Consider the following 21,937-nt stretch of genomic DNA (forward strand, 5'->3'; position numbering starts at 1 on the left):
TGCAGGAGTTGCATCGTGCGTAAGTTGACTCAACTGGTTCTGTTAAGTGCGGCCCTGCTGGCAATGCCGGCCTTCGCCGAAATGAAGGTGGCGGTGCTCAACTATCAAATGGCTCTGCTCGAGTCCGACGCGGCCAAGCGTTACGCCGTGGATGCGGAGAAGAAGTTCGGCCCGCAGCTGAACAAGCTCAAGACCCTGGAAGGCGACGCCAAGCGCATCCAGGATCGCCTGGTCAAGGACGGCGAGAAGATGCAGACCGCCGAACGCGAGCGCCTGGAGCTGGAATTCAAGCAGAAGGCCCGTGACTTCCAGTTCCAGTCCAAGGAGCTGAACGAAGCCAAGGCCATCGCCGATCGCGACATGCTGAAGAAGCTCAAGCCGAACCTGGACAAGGCAGTCGAGGAAGTGATCAAGAAGGGCAACTACGACCTGGTGCTCGAGCGTGGCGCAGTGATCGATGTCAAACCCCAGTTCGACATCACGCTGCAGGTCATCGAGCGCATGAATCAGATGCGTTGAGCATGAAGGCGCCGCTCTTTACCCTCGGTCAGTTGGCCGAGCGCCTGGGCGCTACCCTGCGTGGCGCCGAAGGCAAGCCGATCAGTGGCCTGGCGACCTTGCAGGAAGCCGGCCCGGATCAGCTGAGCTTTCTGGCCAATCCGCAATACCGCAAGTACCTGGCTGACTGCCAGGCCGGCGCCGTGCTGCTGACCGCAGCCGACGCCGAGGGGTTCGCCGGCGACGCCCTGATCGTCGCCAATCCCTACCTGGCCTACGCCGAGATCTCCCATCTGTTCGACCGCAAGCCGCAGCGGCTCGCCGGCGTGCATCCGACCGCATCGATTGCCGCGGACGCGCAGATCGACGCCAGCGCCAGCATCGGCGCCTACGTGGTGGTCGAAAGCGGTGCGCAGATCGGCGCCGGCGTGACCCTGGGCGCGCACTGCGTGGTCGGCGCGCGTTCGGTCATCGGTGAGGGCGGTTGGCTGGCGCCACGGGTGACCCTGTATCACGACGTGCGCATCGGCAAGCGGGTGGTGATCCAGTCGGGCGCGGTGATCGGCGGCGAGGGCTTCGGCTTCGCCAACGAGAAGGGTGTCTGGCAGAAGATCGCGCAGATCGGCGGGGTGCTGATCGGCGATGATGTCGAGATCGGCGCCAATACCACCATCGACCGCGGCGCGCTGGCCGACACCCTGATCGGCAACGGCGTCAAGCTGGATAACCAGATCATGATCGCGCACAACGTGCAGATCGGCGACAACACGGCCATGGCCGGCTGTGCGGGCATTTCCGGCAGCACCAAGATCGGCAAGAACTGCATGATCGCCGGCGGCGTGGGCATGGTGGGGCATATCGAGGTCTGCGACGGGGTGTTTGTCACCGGCATGACCATGGTCACCCGCTCTATCACCGAACCTGGCTCCTATTCCTCCGGTACGGCCATGCAGCCGGCCGGGGAATGGAGGAAGAGTGCGGCACGCATTCGTCAGTTGGACGAGATGGCACGGCGTCTGAAAGAACTGGAAAAACAGTTGGCGGCCGTGACCTCGGGCGGCAATGCCTCATCTGATGCCTGAGCCCGGCGGACGCCGGCTCCCCTCTTTTTACTACAGGCTTCTCTGGACATGATGGACATCAACGAAATTCGCGAATACCTGCCGCATCGCTATCCCTTCCTGCTGGTGGACCGGGTCGCCGAGCTGGATGTTGAAGGCAAGTGCATTCGTGCCTATAAGAATGTCAGCATCAATGAGCCGTTCTTCAACGGGCATTTTCCCGAGCATCCGATCATGCCTGGTGTGTTGATCATCGAAGCCATGGCCCAGGCCGCCGGTATCCTGGGTTTCAAGATGATGGGGGCCAGGCCTTCCGATGGTACGCTGTACTACTTCGTCGGCTCGGACAAGCTGCGCTTCCGCCAGCCCGTGGTGCCCGGTGACCAGCTGATGCTCGAGGCCAAGTTCCTCAGCACCAAGCGCGGCATCTGGAAGTTCGAGTGCCAGGCCACCGTCGATGGCAAGGAAGTCTGCTCGGCCGAGATCATCTGTGCGGAACGCAAACTATGAGTTTGATTGACCCTCGCGCCATCATCGACCCCAGCGCCAAGCTGGCGGACGACGTGGTCGTCGGTCCCTGGTCGATTGTCGGCGCCGATGTGGAAATCGGCGCGGGCACGGTGATCGGCCCGCATGTGGTGCTCAAGGGGCCGACCCGGATCGGCGAGCACAATCGCATCTTCCAGTTTTCCTCGATCGGTGAAGACACGCCCGACCTCAAGTACAAGGGCGAACCCACGCGCCTGGTGATTGGCGACCACAACGTGATTCGCGAAGGGGTCAGCATCCACCGTGGCACGGTGCAGGATCGCAGCGAAACCACCATCGGCGATCACAACCTGATCATGGCCTACGCGCATATCGGCCACGACAGTGTCATTGCCAACCATTGCATTCTGGTGAACAACACCGCCCTGGCCGGGCACGTCCATGTCGGCGACTGGGCGATTCTCTCCGGCTACACCCTGGTGCATCAGTATTGCCATATCGGCGCGCACAGCTTCTCCGGTATGGGCACGGCCATCGGCAAGGATGTGCCGGCCTATGTCACGGTCTTCGGCAACCCCGCCGAGGCACGCAGCATGAACTTCGAAGGCATGCGCCGTCGCGGTTTCAGCACCGAGGCCATCGCCGCGCTGCGCCGCGCCTACAAGACCGTGTATCGCCAGGGGTTGACGGTCGAGCAGGCGCTGGCCGAGCTGGCCGAGCCTTCGGCGCAGTTCCCCGAGGTCGCGCTGTTTCGCGACTCGATCCAGGCCTCGAAACGCGGCATCACCCGTTAATCCATGGCTCAGGTATTGCGCGTCGCACTGGTGGCTGGCGAAGCCTCGGGTGACATTCTCGGTGCCGGCCTGATGCAGGCGCTCAAGGCGCGGCATCCTCGGGTCGAGTTCATCGGCATCGGTGGGCCACGGATGGAAGCCGAGGGGCTGAAGTCCTACTTCCCCATGGAGCGCCTGGCGGTGATGGGGCTGGTCGAGGTGCTCGGCCGCCTGCCGGAGTTGCTGGCGCGCCGCCGACGCCTGCTGCGTGATCTGATTGCCGCCAGGCCGGACGTGTTCATCGGCATCGATGCCCCGGACTTCAACCTCGATCTCGAGCTCAAGCTGCGTCGCGCCGGGATCAAGACCGTGCACTATGTCAGCCCCTCGGTCTGGGCCTGGCGGCAGAAGCGGGTATTGAAGATCCGTCAGGGCTGCGACCTGATGCTGACCCTGTTCCCCTTCGAGGCGCAGTTCTACGACGCTCAGCAGGTGCCGGTGCGTTTCGTCGGTCACCCCCTGGCCGATGCCATCCCCCTGGACGCCGATCGTGCAGCGGCGCGCCTGGCCCTCGACCTTCCCGTCGATGGTCCGGTGGTGGCCCTGCTGCCGGGCAGCCGGGGCGGCGAGGTGGCGCGCCTGGGCGCTCTGTTCCTCGATGCCGCCTCGCGCCTGCGGGCTCTGCGTCCCGGTATCCGCTTCGTGCTGCCCAGCGCCAGTCCCGAGCGGCGTGCCCAGCTCGAGCAGATGCTGGTAGGCAGGGACCTGCCTCTGACCCTGCTCGACGGCCGTTCCCACGAGGCGTTGGCCGCCTGCGACGCGGTGCTGATCGCCTCCGGTACCGCGACCCTGGAGGCGCTGCTGTACAAGCGGCCGATGGTGGTGGCCTACCGGGTCGCGCCGTTGACCTACCGGATACTCAAGCGCCTGGTGAAGAGCCCCTATATCTCATTGCCCAATCTGCTCGCCGAGCGCCTCTTGGTGCCCGAGCTGATCCAGGACGCAGCCACCCCCGAGGCCCTGGCCCAGCACGTGGCGCCGCTGCTGGAAGACGGCGAGGTGCAGACCGAAAGCTTCGACCTGATCCATCGCGCGCTGCGCCGTGACGCCTCGGCCCAGGCCGCCGATGCCGTGCTCAAGCTGGTCGGACGCGCCTGATGCAGCTGGGGCTGGATTTCACCCAGGTGCAGGAGCTGGTCGCCGGCGTCGACGAGGTCGGCCGTGGCCCGTTGTGCGGCGCGGTGGTCACCGCGGCGGTGATTCTCGACCCGCTGCGGCCGATAGTCGGCCTGAACGATTCGAAGAAGCTCACTGAGGCGCGCCGCGAACGGCTGTTCGAGGAGATTCAGGAAAAAGCCTTGGCCTGGTGCATCGCCCGTGCCGAGGTCGAGGAGATCGATCGGCTGAACATCCTGCAGGCCACCATGCTGGCCATGCAGCGCGCGGTCGAGGGGTTGAGCGTCACGCCCAGGCTGGCGCTGATCGACGGCAACCGCTGCCCGCACCTGCAGGTGCCCAGCGCCGCCGTGGTCAAGGGCGACAGCCAGGTGCCGGCGATCGCCGCCGCGTCGATCCTGGCCAAGGTCAGTCGTGATCGCGAGATGCAGCAACTCGACCTGCAGTACCCCGGCTACGGCATCGCCGGGCACAAGGGCTACCCCACCCCGACCCACCTGGAGGCCCTGCGCCGTCTGGGGCCGACGCCGATACATCGGTGCTCCTTCGCCCCGGTTCGCGCGCTGCTGGAGCCCTGAGGGCGTCCACGTGCCAGTCGTGGGCCCGGCGCCTGCGGTCAGCTGAGCCGGGTTGCGCGTCTCTGGTCTTTATCCCCGAGCCCGGTACAATCCGGGCCTTGTCGTTTTCGTGTTCTGCATAGGCTTGCCATGACCGTTTCCTTCGTCCACCTGCGTCTGCATTCCGAGTACTCCCTGGTCGACGGCCTGGTGCGGGTCAAGCCGCTGATCAAGGCCACCGCGGGCGCCGGAATGCCGGCGGTGGCGATTACCGACATGAGCAACATGTGCGCCCTGGTTAAGTTCTACAAGGCGGCCATGGGCGCCGGGATCAAGCCGATCTGCGGCGCCGACATCTGGCTGGCCAGTCCCGACGAGGACGGCCCCCTGAGCCGCATGACCCTGCTGGCGATGAACGCCAAGGGGTATCGCAACCTCACCGAGCTGATCTCGCGCGGCTGGATGGAGGGGCAGAGCAACGACCTGGTGATCATCCAGCGCGACTGGGTCAAGGCCGCCTCCGAGGGCCTTATCGCCCTGTCCGGGGCGAAGGAGGGCGAGGTCGGGCATGCCCTGCTCGAGGGCGATCAGGCTGAGGCCGAGGCGCGGCTGCGCGAGTGGCTGGAGGTCTTTCCCGGGCGCTTCTACCTGGAGGTGCAGCGCACCAACCGGGTCAACGACGAGGAACACCTGCACGCCGCCGTCGCCCTGGGCGAGCGGCTCGGTGCGCCCCTGGTGGCGACCAACGACGTGCGCTTCATCAAGCAGGAAGACTTCGCCGCCCACGAGACCCGCGTGTGCATCGGCGAAGGCCGCTCCCTGGACGATCCGCGGCGCCTGCGTACCTATTCGGACCAGCAGTACCTGAAGACCCCGGAAGAGATGTGGGAGCTGTTCAGCGACCTGCCCGAAGCGTTGGAAAACTCGGTGGAGATCGCCAAGCGCTGCAACATCGAGGTCCAGCTCGGCACCTACTTCCTGCCGAACTTCCCGATCCCCGATGGCATGACCATGGACGAGTACTTCCGCAAGGTCTCCTTCGATGGCCTGGAAGAGCGTTTGGCCGTGCTGCTGCCGCCGGACACGCCGGACTACGAGGCGAAGAAGCAGGTCTATGTCGATCGCCTGAACTTCGAGCTGGACATCATCATCCAGATGGGTTTCCCCGGTTACTTCCTCATCGTTATGGACTTCATCCAGTGGGCGAAGAACAACGGCGTGCCGGTAGGTCCTGGGCGGGGGTCGGGCGCTGGCTCGCTGGTGGCCTACGTGCAGAAGATCACCGACCTCGATCCGCTGGCCTACGACCTGCTGTTCGAGCGCTTCCTCAACCCCGAGCGGGTGTCGATGCCCGACTTCGACGTCGACTTCTGCATGGACGGCCGCGACCGGGTGATCGACTACGTCGCCGAGAAATACGGGCGCAACGCGGTGAGCCAGATCATCACCTTCGGCTCCATGGCGGCCAAGGCGGTGGTCCGCGACGTGGCCCGGGCCCAGGGCAAGTCCTACGGCCTGGCCGATCGCCTGTCGAAGATGATTCCCTTCGAGGTCGGCATGACCCTGGAGAAGGCCTACGAGCAGGAGGAGGCGCTGCGTGACTTCCTCAAGGTCGATGAGGAAGCCGCGGAAATCTGGGAGATGTCGCTCAAGCTCGAGGGCATCACCCGCGGTACCGGCAAGCACGCCGGTGGTGTGGTGATCGCGCCGACCAAGCTCACCGACTTCTCGCCGATCGCCTGTGATGAAGAGGGCGGCGGCCTGGTGACCCAGTTCGACAAGGACGACGTCGAGGCCGCCGGCCTGGTCAAGTTCGACTTCCTCGGCCTGCGTACCCTGACCATCATCAAGTGGGCGATGGAGACCATCAACCGCGAGCAGGCCAAGAAGGGCCTGGAGCCGCTGAACATCGACTTCATCCCGCTGGATGACAAGCCGACCTTCCAGATGCTGCAGAAGGCCGAGACCACCGCGGTGTTCCAGCTCGAATCGCGCGGCATGAAGGAGCTGATCAAGAAGCTCAAGCCCGACTGCCTGGAAGACCTCATCGCCCTGGTGGCGCTGTTCCGCCCCGGCCCGCTGCAGTCGGGCATGGTGGACGACTTCATCAACCGCAAGCACGGCCGCGCCGAGCTGGCCTACCCGCACCCGGACTACCAGTACGAAGGCCTCAAGCCGGTGCTGGCACCGACCTACGGCATCATCCTGTACCAGGAACAGGTGATGCAGATCGCCCAGGTCATGGCCGGCTACACCCTCGGCGGCGCCGACATGCTGCGCCGTGCCATGGGCAAGAAGAAGCCCGAGGAGATGGCCAAGCAGCGCGGCGGCTTCATCGAGGGCTGCGCCAACAACGGCATCGACGCCGACCTGGCGGGCAACATCTTCGACCTGGTGGAAAAGTTCGCCGGCTACGGCTTCAACAAATCGCACTCGGCCGCCTACGGCCTGGTCTCCTACCAGACCGCCTGGCTCAAGGCCCATCACCCGGCGCCGTTCATGGCCGCGGTGCTCTCGGCGGATATGCACAACACCGACAAGGTGGTGACCCTGATCGAGGAGTGCCGCAGCATGAAGCTGCGCCTCGACGCGCCGGACGTGAACACCTCGGACTTCAAGTTTACGGTCAATGAGGACGGCCGTATCGTCTACGGCCTGGGCGCCATCAAGGGCGTCGGCGAGGGACCGGTGGAGGCCATCGTCGAGTCGCGTCGCGACGGCCCGTTCAAGGATCTGTTCGATTTCTGTTCGCGGGTCGACCTCAAGCGCATCAACAAGCGCACCCTCGAGGCGCTGATCCGCAGCGGCGCGCTGGATCGCCTGGGTCCGCATTTCCATGACGAGATCAAGGCCTACCACGCCAACATCGATCGCAACCGCGCGGTGCTGCTGGCGGCCATGGAGGAGGCGGTGCAGGCCGCCGAGCAGACCGCGCGCAGCCACGACAGCGGCCACATGGACCTGTTCGGCGGGGTCTTCGCCGATGCCGAGACCGATGTCTACGCCAACCATCTCAAGGCCCGCGAGCTGACCCTCAAGGAGCGCCTGAAGGGCGAGAAGGAAACCCTCGGCCTGTACCTGACCGGTCACCCGATCGACGAGTACGAAGGCGAGGTGCGCCGATTCGCCCGCCAGCGCATCGTCGACCTCAAGCCGGCCCGTGACAGTCAGACGGTGGCCGGGCTGATCGTCGCCCTGCGGGTGATGAAGAACAAGAAGGGCGACAAGATGGGCTTCATCACCCTCGACGACCGCTCCGGACGGATCGAGGCCTCGCTGTTCGCCGACGCCTTCGCCGGCGCCCAGGCGCTGCTGCAGACCGACGCCCTGGTGGTGGTCGAGGGCGAGGTGAGCAACGACGACTTCTCCGGCGGCCTGCGCCTGCGTGCCAAGCGGGTGATGAGCCTGGAGGAGGCGCGCACCGGCCTGGCCGAAAGCCTGCGCCTGAAGGTCGCCAGCGCGACCCTCAAGGGCGATCGCCTGCGCTGGCTGGCCGAGCTGTGCAGCCGTCATCGCGGCGCCTGCCCGATCACCCTCGATTACACTGGCGAGGAGGCCAAGGCGCTGCTGCAGTTCGGCGAAAGCTGGCGAATCGACCCGGCCGACAGCCTGATTCAGGCATTGCGTGACCAGTTCGGGCGAGACAACGTCTTCCTGCACTACCGCTGATAGACGAGGCCGCGCCTCGCCAGTTGGCCCGACACACTATTGGGTGTCGACCTCGATGCGCCTGATCCCTTAAGGTAGGGCGCGAAACGGATACAGCTCCCCGGCCGCTTGGCCGTCGACGCAAGACGGATGACTATGAACCCGAACTTTCTCGATTTCGAACAGCCGATCGCCGACCTGCAAGCCAAGATCGAAGAGCTTCGCTTGGTGGGTAACGACAACGCGTTGAACATCAACGAAGAGATCGCCCGCCTGCAGGACAAGAGCAGCGCCCTGACCGAAAGCATTTTCGGCAACCTGACCAGCTGGCAGATCGCCCAGCTCGCCCGTCATCCGCGCCGCCCCTATACCCTCGACTATCTGCAGCACATCTTCACCGAGTTCGATGAACTGCACGGCGATCGGCACTTCTCCGATGATGCCGCGATCGTCGGTGGCGTGGCGCGTCTGGACGGCGAGCCGGTGATGGTCATCGGTCACCAGAAGGGCCGCGACGTACGCGAGAAGGTGCGGCGCAACTTCGGCATGCCGCGTCCGGAAGGCTACCGCAAGGCCTGCCGCCTGATGGAGATGGCCGAGCGCTTCAAGATGCCTATCCTCACCTTCATCGACACCCCGGGCGCCTATCCGGGTATCGACGCCGAAGAGCGCGGGCAGAGCGAGGCCATCGCCTGGAACCTGCGCGTGATGGCGCGGCTGAAGACCCCGATCATCGCCACCGTGATCGGTGAAGGCGGTTCCGGCGGCGCCCTGGCGATCGGCGTGTGCGACCGCCTGAACATGCTGCAGTACTCGACCTACTCGGTGATTTCCCCGGAAGGTTGCGCCTCGATCCTGTGGAAAACCGCGGAGAAAGCGCCGGATGCCGCCGAGGCCATGGGCATCACCGCCGAGCGCCTTAAGGGCCTGGGCATCGTCGACAAGGTCATCGCCGAGCCCCTGGGCGGCGCCCACAGCGATCCGGTCGCAGCGGCCGAATCGATCCGCCAGGAGCTGAAGGCCCAGCTGGCGACCCTGAAGAAGCTCGATACCGCCGAGCTGCTGGCCCGTCGCTATGAGCGCCTGATGAGCTACGGCGTCGCCTAAATGAGTCTGCACGCCAAGGTGCTGGGGAATCTGGCTCCTTGGCGTGCTGCGCCGGCTTGGCGCGTGGCCTTTTCCGGTGGCCTGGACTCCACCGTGCTGCTCCATCTGCTGGCCGAGCTCGCGCAAAGCGAGGCCCTTCCGCCACTTTCCGCCATCCATATCCATCACGGCCTGCAGACTGCGGCCGAGTCCTGGCCGGCACATTGTCGGCGGGTGTGCGATCGGCTGGGGATTGCCTTGCAGGTCCACTCGGTCGAGGTGAAGCCAGGCGCCAGCCTCGAGCGCGCGGCGCGCGAGGCGCGTTATGCCGCCTTTGCCGCGGCGCTGGGGGGCGGCGAGGTGTTGCTGAGCGCCCAGCATCGCGATGATCAGGCCGAAACCTTGCTCTTTCGCCTGCTGCGCGGTGCCGGCACACGCGGTCTGGGAGGCATGCCACAAAGCCGCCCGCTGGGGAGGGGGCAGTTGCTGCGCCCGCTGCTGCACTGTTCGCGCGCCGAGCTGGAGGCCTACGCCGCCGAGCAGAGCCTGTCCTGGGTCGAGGACCCGTCCAACGCCGATGGACGCTTTTCGCGCAACTACCTGCGACATCGGGTGATGCCGGTGCTGGCGGCGCGCTGGCCCCAGGCGGCCGCCAACATGGCGCGCAGTGCCGCGCTGCTGGGGGAGTCGGCGCAGCTGCTCGACGAGCTGGCGCAACTGGACCTGGCGCCGGCGTTGGCGCCCAGTCCATTGACCTGGCTGCCATTGCCGAGCCTGGCCCTGGCCCCGTTGCGCACCCTGAGCCCGGCGCGCCAGCGCAACGTGCTGCGCTACTGGCTGCGCGAGCGGACGCCGATGCCGGATTTCGAGCACTGGGCCGGCTGGGACGCGCTGCTCTCGGCGGCCGGCGACGCGGCGCCGATCTGGCGCCTGGCGAGCGGCGAGCTGCGTCGTGCCGACGAGCGGCTGTGGTGGCTTTCCGCTGACTGGCTGAGAGCGCCAGCACCGCCTCCTGTCGTGCCGCAGATCAATCAAGCGCTGGCGCTGCCGGGTAATGGCTGTGTGCGTATCGATGGCAGCCTGGGCGGCGCAGGCCAGTGGCGCCTGGCCTATCGCCAGGGGGGCGAGGTGATGAATCTGCCTGGTCGCGGCCATCGAGATCTCAAGCGCCTGCTCAATGAGCGCCAGGTGCCGGCCTTCGTCCGTTCGCGCCTGCCGCTGCTGCTGTGCGACGGCGAGGTGCGGGCGGTGGCCAATCTGCCCGGACTGGACGGACCGCTCGACGGCCAGTGGCGGCTCAGTTGGCAGCCGCCATCCTGCGATCCGGGTTTGAGCTGATAAGGCCTTTCCGGTAGACTACGCTCCCGTCTTATCAGAGCTTTTGCTGACTCCCTTTCCTCGCGAAAACCGGAGTTGGTGATGGCTTGCCAATTGCGGCAATTCCGTGATTGGAGCTTCGGCTTTCCTTCGCTTTCCCCGGCGGCGCTGACCGCTTAAACGCAGACTTCTAGGGTTTTTCATGACGCGCTACATCTTCGTCACGGGTGGTGTTGTTTCTTCTTTGGGGAAAGGCATTGCCTCGGCTTCATTGGCGGCCATCCTGGAGGCGCGGGGCCTGAAGGTCACGATGCTCAAGCTGGACCCCTATATCAACGTCGATCCGGGCACCATGAGCCCGTTCCAGCACGGCGAGGTGTTCGTCACCCACGACGGCGCCGAGACCGACCTCGACCTGGGCCACTACGAGCGGTTCATCCGCACCACCATGACCCAGAACAACAACTTCACCACCGGCCGCGTCTACGAAGACGTGCTGCGCAAGGAGCGCCGTGGTGATTACCTGGGCGCCACCATTCAGGTCATTCCGCACATCACCGACGAGATCAAGCGCCGCATCATCAAGGGCGCCGGCGATGCCGACGTGGCCATGGTCGAGATCGGCGGTACGGTCGGCGACATCGAGTCGCAGCCGTTCCTCGAGGCCATCCGCCAGCTGCGCGTGGAGGTGGGCGCCAAGCGCGCCATGCTGATGCACCTGACCCTGGTGCCGTACATCGCCACTGCCGGCGAGACCAAGACCAAGCCGACCCAGCATTCGGTGAAGGAGCTGCGCTCCATCGGCCTGCAGCCGGACGTGCTGGTGTGCCGCTCCGATCATCCGGTCGATGTTTCTTCGCGGCGCAAGATCGCCCTGTTCACCAACGTCGAAGAGCGTGCGGTGATCAGCCTGGAAGACGTCGACACCATCTACAAGATCCCGTCGGTGCTGCATGCCCAGGGCCTGGATGACTTCGTCGTCGAGCGTTTCGGTCTGGACTGCGGCGGTGCCGACCTGTCCGAGTGGGACCGCGTGGTCGACGCCAAGCTCAACCCCGAGCGTGAAGTGAACATCGCCATGGTCGGCAAGTACATGGAGCTGCTGGATGCCTACAAGTCGCTGATCGAGGCGATGAGCCATGCCGGCATCCAGAACCGCACCAAGGTCAACCTGCGCTATATCGACTCCGAAGACATCGAGAACCAGGGCACCTCGCTGCTGGAAGGCGCCGATGCCATCCTGGTCCCGGGTGGCTTCGGCCTGCGTGGCGTGGAAGGCAAGATCAAGACCGTGCAGTTTGCCCGTGAGAACAAGATTCCCTACCTCGGCATCTGCCTCGGCATGCAGGTCGCGGTGATCGAGTTCGCCCGCAACGTGCTGGGCTGGCAGGACGCCAACTCCACTGAGTTCGACAGCGGCAGCGGTCATCCGGTGGTCGGCCTGATCACCGAGTGGCAGGACGCCACCGGCGCCACCGAGCAGCGCACCGAAGCCTCCGACCTCGGCGGCACCATGCGCCTGGGCGCCCAGGATTGCCAGCTGGAAAGCGGCTCCCAGGTGCGTGAGTGCTACGGCCAGGATGTGATCGTCGAGCGCCATCGTCATCGCTATGAGGTCAACAACAACCTGCTGCCGCAGCTGATCGAGGCGGGCCTCAAGGTCACCGGGCGCTCCGGCGACGGCGCGCTGGTGGAAGTGGTCGAGGCGCCGGATCACCCGTGGTTCGTCGCCTGCCAGTTCCACCCCGAGTTCACCTCGACGCCGCGTGACGGCCACCCGCTGTTCAGTGGCTTCGTCAATGCCGCGCTGGCGCAGCAAGCAAAGAAGGCCTGAGGATATGACGCAGAAGACTATTCGCGTCGGCGCGATCGAGATCGCCAACGACAAGCCCATGGTGCTGTTCGGCGGCATCAACGTCCTCGAGTCGCGTGATCTGGCCATGCAGGCCTGCGAGGAATACGTGCGGGTCACCGAGAAACTCGGTATTCCCTACGTGTTCAAGGCCAGCTTCGACAAGGCCAACCGTTCTTCGGTGGCCTCGTTCCGTGGCCCGGGCCTGGACGAGGGGCTGAAGATCTTCGAAGAAGTGAAGAAGACCTTCGGCGTGCCGGTGATCACCGACGTGCACGAGCCCCATCAGGCGCAGCCGGTCGCCGAGATCTGCGACATCATCCAGCTGCCGGCCTTCCTCTCGCGGCAGACCGACCTGGTGGTGGCCATGGCCAAGACCGGCGCGGTGGTCAACATAAAGAAAGCCCAGTTCCTCGCGCCCCAGGAGATGAAGCACATCCTGGCCAAGTGCGTGGAAGCCGGCAACGACCAGCTGATCCTCTGCGAGCGCGGCACCTCGTTCGGCTACAACAACCTAGTGGTGGACATGCTCGGCTTCGGCATCATGAAGCAGTTCGACTATCCGGTGTTCTTCGATGTCACCCATGCCTTGCAGATGCCCGGCGGCCGCGCCGACTCCGCCGCAGGGCGGCGTGGCCAGGTCACCGACCTGGCCAAGGCGGGCATGAGCCAGGGCCTGGCCGGCCTGTTCCTCGAGGCCCATCCGGATCCGGACAACGCCAAGTGCGACGGCCCCTGCGCGTTGCGCCTGGACAAGCTGGAGCCGTTCCTCACCCAGCTCAAGCAGCTGGATGATCTGGTCAAGAGCTTCGCGCCGATCGAGACTGCCTGACGCGGTGGTTTCCCGCTAAGTCGCTAGTTGTATACAGTTTTGTTTGTTAGCCGGTACAATTTTCTCGTCTGTCCATTTGGCAACGGGCAATGGCTGTCCAGTCCGGCGCTACCCTTTCGTCAACTTTTGGAGTGCTCAACGCAATGGCAAAGATCGTCGACATCAAAGGCCGTGAGGTTCTCGACTCCCGTGGCAACCCGACCGTGGAAGCCGATGTGATCCTCGAGGGCGGCATCATCGGCAGCGCCTGTGCGCCGTCCGGTGCCTCCACCGGTTCGCGCGAAGCGCTGGAGCTGCGTGATGGCGACAAGAGCCGTTACCTGGGCAAGGGCGTGCTCAAGGCCGTGGCCAATATCAACGGTCCGATCCGTGACCTGCTGCTTGGCAAAGATGCTGTTGACCAGCAGGCCCTGGACCGCGCGATGATCGAGCTCGACGGTACCGAGAACAAGGCCAGCCTGGGCGCCAACGCCATCCTCGCCGTGTCCCTGGCCGCTGCCAAGGCTGCCGCCCAGGCCAAGGGCGTGCCGCTGTACGCGCACATCGCCGACCTCAACGGTACGCCGGGCCAGTACTCCATGCCGGTGCCGATGATGAACATCATCAACGGCGGTGAGCACGCCGATAACAACGTCGATATCCAGGAGTTCATGGTTCAGCCGGTCGGCGCCAAGACCTTCTCCGACGCCCTGCGCATGGGCACCGAGATCTTCCATCACCTCAAGGCCGTGCTCAAGGCGCGTGGCCTGAGCACCTCGGTGGGCGACGAGGGCGGCTTCGCGCCGAACCTGGCCTCCAACGAGGACGCCCTGGCGGCCATCGCCGAAGCCGTGGCCAATGCCGGCTACAAGCTGGGCGACGACGTCACCCTGGCCCTGGACTGCGCTTCCAGCGAGTTCTACAAGAACGGCCAGTATGACCTGGCCGGCGAAGGCAAGGTGTTCGACGCCGCCGGTTTCGCCGACTACCTGGCCGGCCTGTCCCAGCGTTACCCGATCATCTCCATCGAAGACGGCATGGACGAGTCCGACTGGGCCGGCTGGAAGGTGCTGACCGACAAGATCGGCGCCAAGGTGCAGCTGGTCGGCGACGACCTGTTTGTCACCAACACCAAGATCCTCAAGCGCGGTATCGACGAGTCCATCGCCAACTCGATCCTGATCAAGTTCAACCAGATCGGCTCGCTGACCGAGACCCTCGAAGCCATCCAGATGGCCAAGGCCGCTGGCTACACCGCGGTGATCTCGCACCGCTCCGGTGAGACCGAAGACAGCACCATCGCGGATCTCGCCGTGGGCACCGCCGCCGGGCAGATCAAGACCGGCTCGCTGTGCCGCTCCGATCGCGTGTCCAAGTACAACCAGCTGCTGCGCATCGAAGAGCAGCTGGCGGGCAAGGCGGTCTATCGTGGTCGCGCCGAGTTCCGTGGTTGAACTCAGTCGTGGTAAAAGAGGGGCGGCGCGAGTCGCCCCTTTTTCGTTCGGATACCTTTTCCTCTATGCGTAGCCCCTATTGGTTGTGGCTGGTACTGGTCCTGCTGCTCGCCGGCTTGCAGTACCGCCTGTGGGTCGGTGATGGCAGCCTGGCCCAGGTCGCCGACCTGAAGCAGCAGATCGCCGATCAGCAAGGCGAGAACCAGCGCCTGCTGGAGCGCAACCGCATCCTCGAGGCCGAGGTGCTGGAGCTGAAGAAAGGCATGGAAACCGTCGAGGAGCGCGCCCGCCACGAGTTGGGCATGGTCAAAGAGGGTGAGACCCTCTTTCAGCTGACCGAATGACTGCTTTCAGCCCGCCGCCCTTCTGGGCGCTGATTCCGGCTGCCGGGGTTGGCAGCCGGATGCGCGCCGACCGCCCCAAGCAGTATCTGGAGCTGGCCGGTCGGACCATTCTCGAACACACCCTGGCCTGCTTTCTCGATCATCCGCAGCTGCGTGGGCTGGTGGTCAGCCTGGCCAGTGACGATCCCTACTGGCCGACCCTGGCGTGCGCCGCCGATGCGCGCATTCAGCGCGCCGACGGTGGCCGCGAGCGTGCCGACTCGGTGCTGGGCGGCCTGCGCCGTCTGGCCGAGCTGGGTGCCCAGGAGCAGGATTGGGTGCTGGTGCACGACGCCGCGCGGCCCAACCTGTCGCGCGGCGATCTCGATCGCCTGCTCGGCGAACTGGCCGATGATCCGGTCGGCGGCCTGCTGGCGGTGCCGGCGCGCGACACCCTCAAGCGCGCCGGTGCCGATGGCCGGGTGCAGGAAACCGTCGATCGTGCGCCGATCTGGCAGGCCTACACCCCGCAGATGTTCCGTCTCGGCCAGTTGCACCGGGCCCTGGCCGACGCCCTGGTGTCCGGCGTGGCGATCACCGACGAGGCGTCGGCCATCGAGTGGGCCGGTTGCGCACCGCGGCTGATCGAGGGGCGGGCCGACAATCTCAAGGTCACTCGTCCGGAAGACCTGCAGAGCCTGGCGCTGCTCTGGCGTAAAGCCTAAGCGCCGCTCCCTCCGCTCCTTCCGCTCGCCGATCAGGCGTTCGCGCGGTATTCGTGGCGTTGCGCCAGGCCTTCCTTGAGGTAGTCCACCAGTTGCCGCACCTTGGGCGACAGGTGGCGCTGTTGCGGATAGAGCGCCCAGACCGCGGTGTTCGGCGGCTGCTGGTTGCCCAGCAAGGACACCAGGGCGCCGCTGCGCAGGTGCTCCAGCACGTAGTAGTCCGGCAGCTGGCACAGCCCCAGTCCACGCAGGGCCGCCTCCAGCACCGCCTGACCGCTGTTGCAGCGCCAGTTGCCCTGGACCCGCTGGGCCGACTCGCGGCCGTTGAGCTGGAAGGTCCAGGTATCCGAGCTGCCGATCAGGCAGTTGTGCCGACTCAGCTCGGACAGGCTGTGCGGGCGGCCGTAGCGCTGCAGGTAGGCCGGCGCCGCGCACAGGTACATCTGCCGCGGCGCCAGGCGCGTGGCCACCAGGCGCGAGTCCTGCAGGCGGCCGAGGCGAATGGCCAGATCGAGTCCTTCCTGGACCATGTCCAGGGTGCGGTTGCTCAGCTCGATCTCGACCCGCAACTGGGGGTGCCTGCTCATGAAGTCGGTCACCAGTGGCACGATGAAGCGCTCGCCGTAGGCCACCGCGCAGGTCATGCGCAACAAGCCCTTGGGTTCGCTGCCGAGATCGCCGACCGCGCGCAGCGCCTCTTCGCGGGCGTCCTGCAGGCGCTGGCAGTGCTGCAGGAAGGTCTGGCCGGCCTCGGTCAGTGCCACCCGGCGGGTACTGCGGTAGAACAGGCGGGTCTGCAGCCGGTCTTCCAGGCGAGCGATCTGCCGGCTGACCTGTGAAGAAGACAGGCCCAGGCGTTCGGCGGCAGCGGTGAACTGGCCGCATTCGGCCACGGCGACGAACTCATCCAGGCCTTCCCAGCGGCTCATCGTGGCGCTCCTAGGGTGGTGGGGTGGCCACAGATTCTAAGCTGGCAGGCCTGCGATTGTCCCTGGCTGGCAATAATGTTTTGCATGTTGGCTGATTATTGATGATTGGTGGCTGATCTATACTTTCCGCCACTTTTGCACCCATCGGAGAGCGAACATGATCAAGTCCCGTGCTGCCGTGGCCTTTGCCGCCAACCAACCCCTGCAGATCGTCGAAGTGGACGTCGCGCCGCCCCAGGCCGGCGAAGTGCTGGTGCGCATCGTCGCCACCGGCGTGTGCCACACCGACGCCTACACCCTGTCTGGTCAGGATTCCGAAGGCGTATTCCCCTGCATCCTCGGTCACGAGGGCGGTGGCGTGGTCGAGGCAGTCGGCGAAGGGGTGACCTCAGTCAAGGTGGGCGATCACGTGATCCCGCTGTACACCGCCGAGTGCGGCCAGTGCAAGTTCTGCAAGTCCAACAAGACCAATCTGTGCAGCTCGGTCCGGGCCACCCAGGGCAAGGGCCTGATGCCGGACGGCACCACGCGCTTCTCCTACCAGGGCCAGCCGGTCTACCACTACATGGGCTGCTCGACCTTCTCCGAGTACACCGTGCTGCCGGAAGTCTCCGTTGCCGTGATCCCGAAGGAAGCGCCGCTGGACAAGGTCTGCCTGCTGGGCTGCGGCGTCACCACCGGCATCGGTGCGGTGCTCAACACCGCCAAGGTGGAAGAGGGCGCTACCGTGGCGATCTTCGGTCTGGGCGGTATCGGCCTGGCGGCGATCATCGGTGCGAAGATGGCCAAGGCTTCGCGCATCATCGGTATCGACATCAACCCGGCCAAGGAAGCCGTGGCCCGTGAGCTGGGTATAACCGACTTCGTCAATCCCAAGGACCATGCCAAGCCGATCCAGGAAGTCATCGTCGAAATGACCGACGGTGGTGTCGACTACAGCTTCGAGTGCATCGGCAATGTGCAGCTGATGCGTGCGGCGCTGGAGTGCTGCCACAAGGGCTGGGGCGAGTCGACCATCATCGGCGTGGCGCCGGCGGGTGCCGAGATCAGCACCCGTCCGTTCCAGCTGGTCACCGGTCGCGTCTGGCGCGGTAGCGCCTTCGGTGGCGTCAAGGGCCGCACCGAGCTGCCGGGTTATGTCGAGAAGTCGCAGAAGGGCGAAATCCCGCTGGACACCTTCATCACCCACAATATGCCGCTGGACGACATCAATCAGGCCTTCGAACTGATGCACGAAGGCAAGAGCATCCGCACCGTCATTCATTTCTGACGTGAAGTCGCGCGGCCGTCTGGCCGCTTGGATTACTCGTAGGGTGCGCCGTGCGCACCGCAACCCATAGGTGCGCACGGCGCACCCTAAGGATCTGAGGGGATTGTCATGACCTTGGAAAATATTTCCTGTCAGAAGAGTTTTGGCGGCTGGCACAAGCGTTACCGTCACCGCTCCAGCACCTTGAATTGCGACATGGTGTTCGCCGTCTACCTGCCGCCGCAGGCCGAGCAGGGCGCCAGGCTGCCGGTGCTGTACTGGTTGAGCGGCCTGACCTGCACCGACGAGAACTTCATGCAGAAAGCCGGCGCCCAGCGCTTGGCCGCGGAGCTGGGGTTGATCATCGTGGCGCCGGACACCAGTCCGCGTGGCGACGACGTGCCCGGCGACCCGGATGGCGCCTGGGACTTCGGCAAGGGCGCCGGCTTCTACCTCAACGCCACCCAGGAGCCCTGGGCCCGTCACTACCGCATGCACGACTACGTGGTGCAGGAGTTGCCGGCGTTGATCGAGGCCAACTTCCCTGTCTCGGACAAGCGTGGCATCAGCGGTCATTCCATGGGCGGCCATGGCGCGCTGGTCTGCGCTCTGCGCAACCCCGGGCGCTACCAGTCGCTGTCGGCCTTCTCGCCGATCACCAATCCGATGAACTGCCCCTGGGGCGAGAAGGCGTTCACCCGCTTCCTCGGTGAAGATCGCTCGCGCTGGCGCGAGTGGGATGCCTGCGCGCTGATCGCCGAGGCCTCGGAGCGCTTGCCGATCCTGGTCGACCAGGGCGACCGCGACGACTTCCTCGCCAATCAGCTCAAGCCCGAGGCCCTGCAAGGCGCCGCCCAGGCAGTCGGGCATCCGCTGACTCTGCGCCTGCAGCCGGGCTACGACCACAGCTATTACTTCATCGCCAGTTTCATCGATGACCATCTGCGTCATCATGCGCAGGCGCTGCAGAGCTGAAAGACTCCCAGTCGTCGAGAGTCCTGTAGAATCACGCCCTGAATTTTCAGGGCGTTGTTCTTTATGCGTATTGGTCACGGCTACGATGTGCACCGCTTCGGCGAGGGCGATCACGTCACCCTCGGTGGCGTGCGGATTCCCCACGGGTTCGGGTTGATCGCCCACTCCGACGGCGACGTGCTGCTGCATGCGCTCAGCGATGCGTTGCTCGGCGCGGCGGCCCTCGGCGATATCGGCCGGCATTTCCCTGACACCGACCCGCGCTTCAAGGGCGCCGACAGCCGGGCGCTGCTGCGCCACGTGCTCGGCCTGATCCAGGCCAAGGGCTGGCGGGTCGGCAATGTCGACGCCACCATCGTCGCCCAGGCGCCGAAGATGGCCCCGCATATTCCGGCCATGCGCGAGCGGATCGCCGCAGACCTGCAGGTCGATCTGGACCAGGTAAACGTCAAGGCCACCACCACCGAGAAGCTCGGCTTCACCGGTCGCGAGGAAGGCATCGCGGTGCATGCCGTGGCGCTGTTGGTCGGCCTATGACCGAGCTCGAACTGCTGGGCCCGCGCGCCCATGGCCCGGCCTGCGGCAGCGCAGTGCTCAAGGCCAGCGCGGAAGACTTCCAGGTCGACGAGGTACTGGATATCCCGCTGGCCGGCGAGGGCGAGCACCTCTGGCTATGGGTGGAGAAGCGCGGGCTGAATACCGAGGAGGCGGCCAAGCGCATCGCCCGCGCCGCCGGGGTGCCGCTGCGGATGATCAGCTATGCCGGGCTCAAGGATCGCCAGGCCCTGACCCGGCAGTGGTTCAGCCTGCACCTGCCGGGCAAGCTCGATCCTGATCTGAGCGCGGCGCAAGACGCCAGCCTGAGTGTCCTCAAGCAGGTGCGGCATAGCCGCAAGCTGCAGCGCGGTGCGCATGCCGCCAATGGTTTTACCCTGCGCCTGACCCAGCTCGAGGCTGACATCGCAGCCCTGGATGGACGCCTGCAGCAGATCGCGGCCCAGGGCATCCCGAACTACTACGGCTTGCAGCGTTTCGGCCATGAGGGCGGGAATCTGGCCCATGCCCGGCACTTTGCCGCAGGCAGCAGCTTGCCCGAGAAGCGCAATGTACGCTCGCGGGTGCTCTCGGCGGCGCGCAGCTATTTGTTCAATCGTGCCCTTGCCGAGCGTGTCGCCGCCGGCACCTGGAACCGAGCGCAGGTCGGCGATCTGCTGGCCTTCACCGACAGTCGCAGCTTCTTCATGGCCGGCGCGGCCGAGTGCGACGACCCGCGTCTGGCGCTGCTCGACCTGCACCCGACCGGGCCGCTGTGGGGCGCCGGTCAGTCCTCCGCCGAGGGCGCCACCCAGGAACTGGAGCAGCGCCTGGCACAAAGCGACAGCGAGCTGGTCGACTGGCTGGCAGAAGCGGGCCTGCAGCACGAACGGCGCATCCTGCGCCTCCCCATCGGCGGTTTGACGTGGCATTATCCGGAGCCTGACATTCTGCAACTGGAATTCGTCCTGCCGGCTGGATGCTTCGCCACTGTCTTGGTGCGCGAACTCGTCGATCTACTGCCGGCAGGGCAGACGGATAACCCATGCGTATTCTGATTTCTAACGACGACGGCGTGGCGGCGCCGGGCCTCGCCGCGCTGCATGCTGCGCTGCTCGACTATGCCGATTGCACGGTGATCGCGCCCGACCAGGACCGCAGTGGCGCCAGCAGCTCGCTGACCCTGGACCGGCCGCTGCACCCGCAAACCCTGGCCAACGGCTTCATCAGCCTCAACGGCACGCCCACCGACTGCGTGCACCTGGGGCTCAACGGCCTGCTCCCGGAGCTGGCCGATCTGGTGGTCTCGGGCATCAACCTCGGCGCCAACCTGGGCGACGACGTGCTCTATTCGGGTACCGTGGCCGCCGCCCTGGAGGGGCGTTTCCTGGTGCGTCCGGCGTTCGCCTTCTCCCTGCTGTCGCGGGCGCCGGACAACCTGCCGACCGCGGCCTATTTCGCCCGCAAGCTGGTGGCCGCCCATGAGCGCCTCGACCTGCCGCCGCGCACCGTGCTCAACGTCAATGTTCCCAACTTGCCACTGGATCAGGTGCGCGGGATCCAGTTGACGCGCCTTGGCCATCGGGCCCGTGCCGCGGCGCCGGTCAAGGTGGTCAATCCGCGTGGCAAGGAGGGCTACTGGATTTCCGCGGCCGGCGCCGCCGAGGACGGTGGCCCGGGAACGGATTTCCATGCGGTGGCCCAGGGCTACGTGTCGGTGACACCGCTGCAGCTGGACCGCACCTTTAGGGAAGGCTTCAACGGCCTGCAACCTTGGCTGGAGAGCTTGCTCTGATGAATCGGGACCAGGACGAACTGCAGCGCCGGGGCATCGGCATGACCTCGCAGCGCACCCGCGAGCGACTGATCCAGCGTCTGTACGAAGAGGGCTTGTCCAACGCCCATGTGCTCGAGGCCATCCGCCGTACGCCGCGCCATCTGTTCGTCGATGAGGCCCTGGCGCACCGTGCCTACGAGGACACCGCGCTGCCGATCGGCAGCAATCAGACCATCTCCCAGCCCTATATGGTCGCGCGGATGAGCGAGCTGCTGCTGGCGGCCGGGCCGTTGGACAAGGTGCTGGAGATCGGCACCGGCTCCGGTTACCAGACCGCGATCCTGGCCCAGCTGGTCGAGCGGGTGTTCACCGTCGAGCGCATTCAGGGTTTGCAGGACCGGGCCAAGGAACGTCTTAGCGAGCTGAACCTGCGCAATGTGGTGTTCCGCTGGGGCGATGGTTGGGAGGGCTGGTCGGCGCTGGCGCCGTACAACGGCATCATCGTCACTGCGGCTGCCACCGAGGTGCCCCAGGCCCTGCTCGACCAGCTGGCTCCGGGCGGGCGCCTGGTGATCCCGGTTGGCGCCGGCGATGTGCAACAACTGCTGCTGATCGTTCGCGAGGAACACGGCTTTGCCAGGCATGTGCTGGATGCCGTGCGCTTCGTGCCTCTGCTCAATGGGCCGCTGGCCTGACCTCACGC

The 21,937-nt window shown here is 65.6% G+C and carries 21 protein-coding genes; 20 read left to right on the top strand and 1 reads right to left on the bottom strand.

The window, feature by feature from the left end; genetic code table 11:
- Positions 1-15: 15 nt before the first annotated feature.
- The 14 genes from LPB260_RS11165 (at position 16) to ispD (ending at position 15,770) form a co-directional block, all read left to right on the top strand.
- The gene (locus LPB260_RS11165) at positions 16-519 is read left to right on the top strand and encodes an OmpH family outer membrane protein (protein ID WP_208708798.1); all 504 of its coding nucleotides are present in this window, start codon (positions 16-18) and stop codon (positions 517-519) included.
- Between the two features lie 2 nt (positions 520-521).
- On the top strand, positions 522-1,580 hold the full coding sequence (gene lpxD / locus LPB260_RS11170) for a UDP-3-O-(3-hydroxymyristoyl)glucosamine N-acyltransferase (RefSeq protein WP_208708799.1): 1,059 nt from the start codon (positions 522-524) through the stop codon (positions 1,578-1,580).
- Between the two features lie 48 nt (positions 1,581-1,628).
- On the top strand, positions 1,629-2,069 hold the full coding sequence (gene fabZ, locus LPB260_RS11175; protein WP_208708800.1) for a 3-hydroxyacyl-ACP dehydratase FabZ: 441 nt from the start codon (positions 1,629-1,631) through the stop codon (positions 2,067-2,069).
- A complete protein-coding gene (lpxA, locus tag LPB260_RS11180) occupies positions 2,066-2,842 on the top strand; it encodes an acyl-ACP--UDP-N-acetylglucosamine O-acyltransferase (protein WP_208708801.1) in 777 nt (258 codons plus the stop codon). The genes fabZ and lpxA overlap by 4 nt, the downstream gene beginning before the upstream one ends.
- A 3-nt stretch (positions 2,843-2,845) precedes the next feature.
- On the top strand, positions 2,846-3,979 hold the full coding sequence (lpxB, locus tag LPB260_RS11185; protein ID WP_208708802.1) for a lipid-A-disaccharide synthase: 1,134 nt from the start codon (positions 2,846-2,848) through the stop codon (positions 3,977-3,979).
- A complete protein-coding gene (gene rnhB, locus LPB260_RS11190; RefSeq protein WP_208708803.1) occupies positions 3,979-4,575 on the top strand; it encodes a ribonuclease HII in 597 nt (198 codons plus the stop codon). Before lpxB ends, rnhB begins: the two co-directional genes overlap by 1 nt.
- 129 nt (positions 4,576-4,704) lie before the next feature.
- Entirely contained in the window at positions 4,705-8,223 is a 3,519-nt protein-coding gene (gene dnaE, locus LPB260_RS11195; RefSeq protein WP_208708804.1) for a DNA polymerase III subunit alpha, read from the top strand.
- 135 nt (positions 8,224-8,358) lie between these two features.
- Positions 8,359-9,309 carry an acetyl-CoA carboxylase carboxyl transferase subunit alpha gene (gene accA, locus LPB260_RS11200; protein WP_208708805.1) on the top strand — a complete coding sequence of 317 codons (951 nt, stop codon included), beginning with the start codon at positions 8,359-8,361 and terminating at the stop codon, positions 9,307-9,309.
- On the top strand, positions 9,310-10,626 hold the full coding sequence (gene tilS / locus LPB260_RS11205; protein ID WP_208708806.1) for a tRNA lysidine(34) synthetase TilS: 1,317 nt from the start codon (positions 9,310-9,312) through the stop codon (positions 10,624-10,626).
- Between the two features lie 181 nt (positions 10,627-10,807).
- Entirely contained in the window at positions 10,808-12,439 is a 1,632-nt protein-coding gene (locus LPB260_RS11210; protein ID WP_208708807.1) for a CTP synthase, read from the top strand.
- A 4-nt stretch (positions 12,440-12,443) separates the two neighbouring features.
- Entirely contained in the window at positions 12,444-13,289 is an 846-nt protein-coding gene (gene kdsA / locus LPB260_RS11215) for a 3-deoxy-8-phosphooctulonate synthase (RefSeq protein WP_208708808.1), read from the top strand.
- A gap of 143 nt (positions 13,290-13,432) precedes the next feature.
- Positions 13,433-14,722: a phosphopyruvate hydratase gene (gene eno, locus LPB260_RS11220; protein WP_208708809.1), complete on the top strand. Its 1,290-nt coding sequence runs from the start codon at positions 13,433-13,435 to the stop codon at positions 14,720-14,722.
- Positions 14,723-14,787: 65 nt separating this feature from the next.
- Positions 14,788-15,066 carry a cell division protein FtsB gene (gene ftsB, locus LPB260_RS11225; protein WP_208708810.1) on the top strand — a complete coding sequence of 93 codons (279 nt, stop codon included), beginning with the start codon at positions 14,788-14,790 and terminating at the stop codon, positions 15,064-15,066.
- Positions 15,063-15,770 (top strand): 2-C-methyl-D-erythritol 4-phosphate cytidylyltransferase, encoded by a 708-nt coding sequence (ispD, locus tag LPB260_RS11230; protein ID WP_208708811.1) that lies wholly within the window; start codon positions 15,063-15,065, stop codon positions 15,768-15,770. The genes ftsB and ispD overlap by 4 nt, the downstream gene beginning before the upstream one ends.
- Positions 15,771-15,802: 32 nt before the next feature.
- On the opposite strand, the gene LPB260_RS11235 is transcribed toward ispD, so the two are convergent.
- Positions 15,803-16,699: a LysR substrate-binding domain-containing protein gene (locus LPB260_RS11235; RefSeq protein ID WP_208708812.1), complete on the bottom strand. Its 897-nt coding sequence runs from the start codon at positions 16,697-16,699 to the stop codon at positions 15,803-15,805.
- A gap of 157 nt (positions 16,700-16,856) precedes the next feature.
- Between LPB260_RS11235 and LPB260_RS11240 the strand changes: the two genes are divergently transcribed.
- The 6 genes from LPB260_RS11240 (at position 16,857) to LPB260_RS11265 (ending at position 21,929) form a co-directional block, all read left to right on the top strand.
- Positions 16,857-17,969: an S-(hydroxymethyl)glutathione dehydrogenase/class III alcohol dehydrogenase gene (locus LPB260_RS11240; protein ID WP_208708813.1), complete on the top strand. Its 1,113-nt coding sequence runs from the start codon at positions 16,857-16,859 to the stop codon at positions 17,967-17,969.
- Between the two features lie 108 nt (positions 17,970-18,077).
- Complete coding sequence (gene fghA, locus LPB260_RS11245) at positions 18,078-18,923, top strand: S-formylglutathione hydrolase (RefSeq protein ID WP_371926138.1); 846 nt, start codon at positions 18,078-18,080, stop codon at positions 18,921-18,923.
- Positions 18,924-18,986: 63 nt separating this feature from the next.
- Positions 18,987-19,460, top strand: a complete 474-nt coding sequence (gene ispF / locus LPB260_RS11250; protein WP_208708814.1) for a 2-C-methyl-D-erythritol 2,4-cyclodiphosphate synthase — start codon at positions 18,987-18,989, stop codon at positions 19,458-19,460.
- Complete coding sequence (truD, locus tag LPB260_RS11255; protein WP_208708815.1) at positions 19,457-20,515, top strand: tRNA pseudouridine(13) synthase TruD; 1,059 nt, start codon at positions 19,457-19,459, stop codon at positions 20,513-20,515. Before ispF ends, truD begins: the two co-directional genes overlap by 4 nt.
- A complete protein-coding gene (surE, locus tag LPB260_RS11260) occupies positions 20,503-21,252 on the top strand; it encodes a 5'/3'-nucleotidase SurE (RefSeq protein ID WP_208708816.1) in 750 nt (249 codons plus the stop codon). Before truD ends, surE begins: the two co-directional genes overlap by 13 nt.
- A 41-nt stretch (positions 21,253-21,293) precedes the next feature.
- Complete coding sequence (locus LPB260_RS11265) at positions 21,294-21,929, top strand: protein-L-isoaspartate(D-aspartate) O-methyltransferase (protein WP_208710171.1); 636 nt, start codon at positions 21,294-21,296, stop codon at positions 21,927-21,929.
- Positions 21,930-21,937 lie beyond the last annotated feature (8 nt).

The organism is Pseudomonas sp. LPB0260, assembly GCF_013388395.1.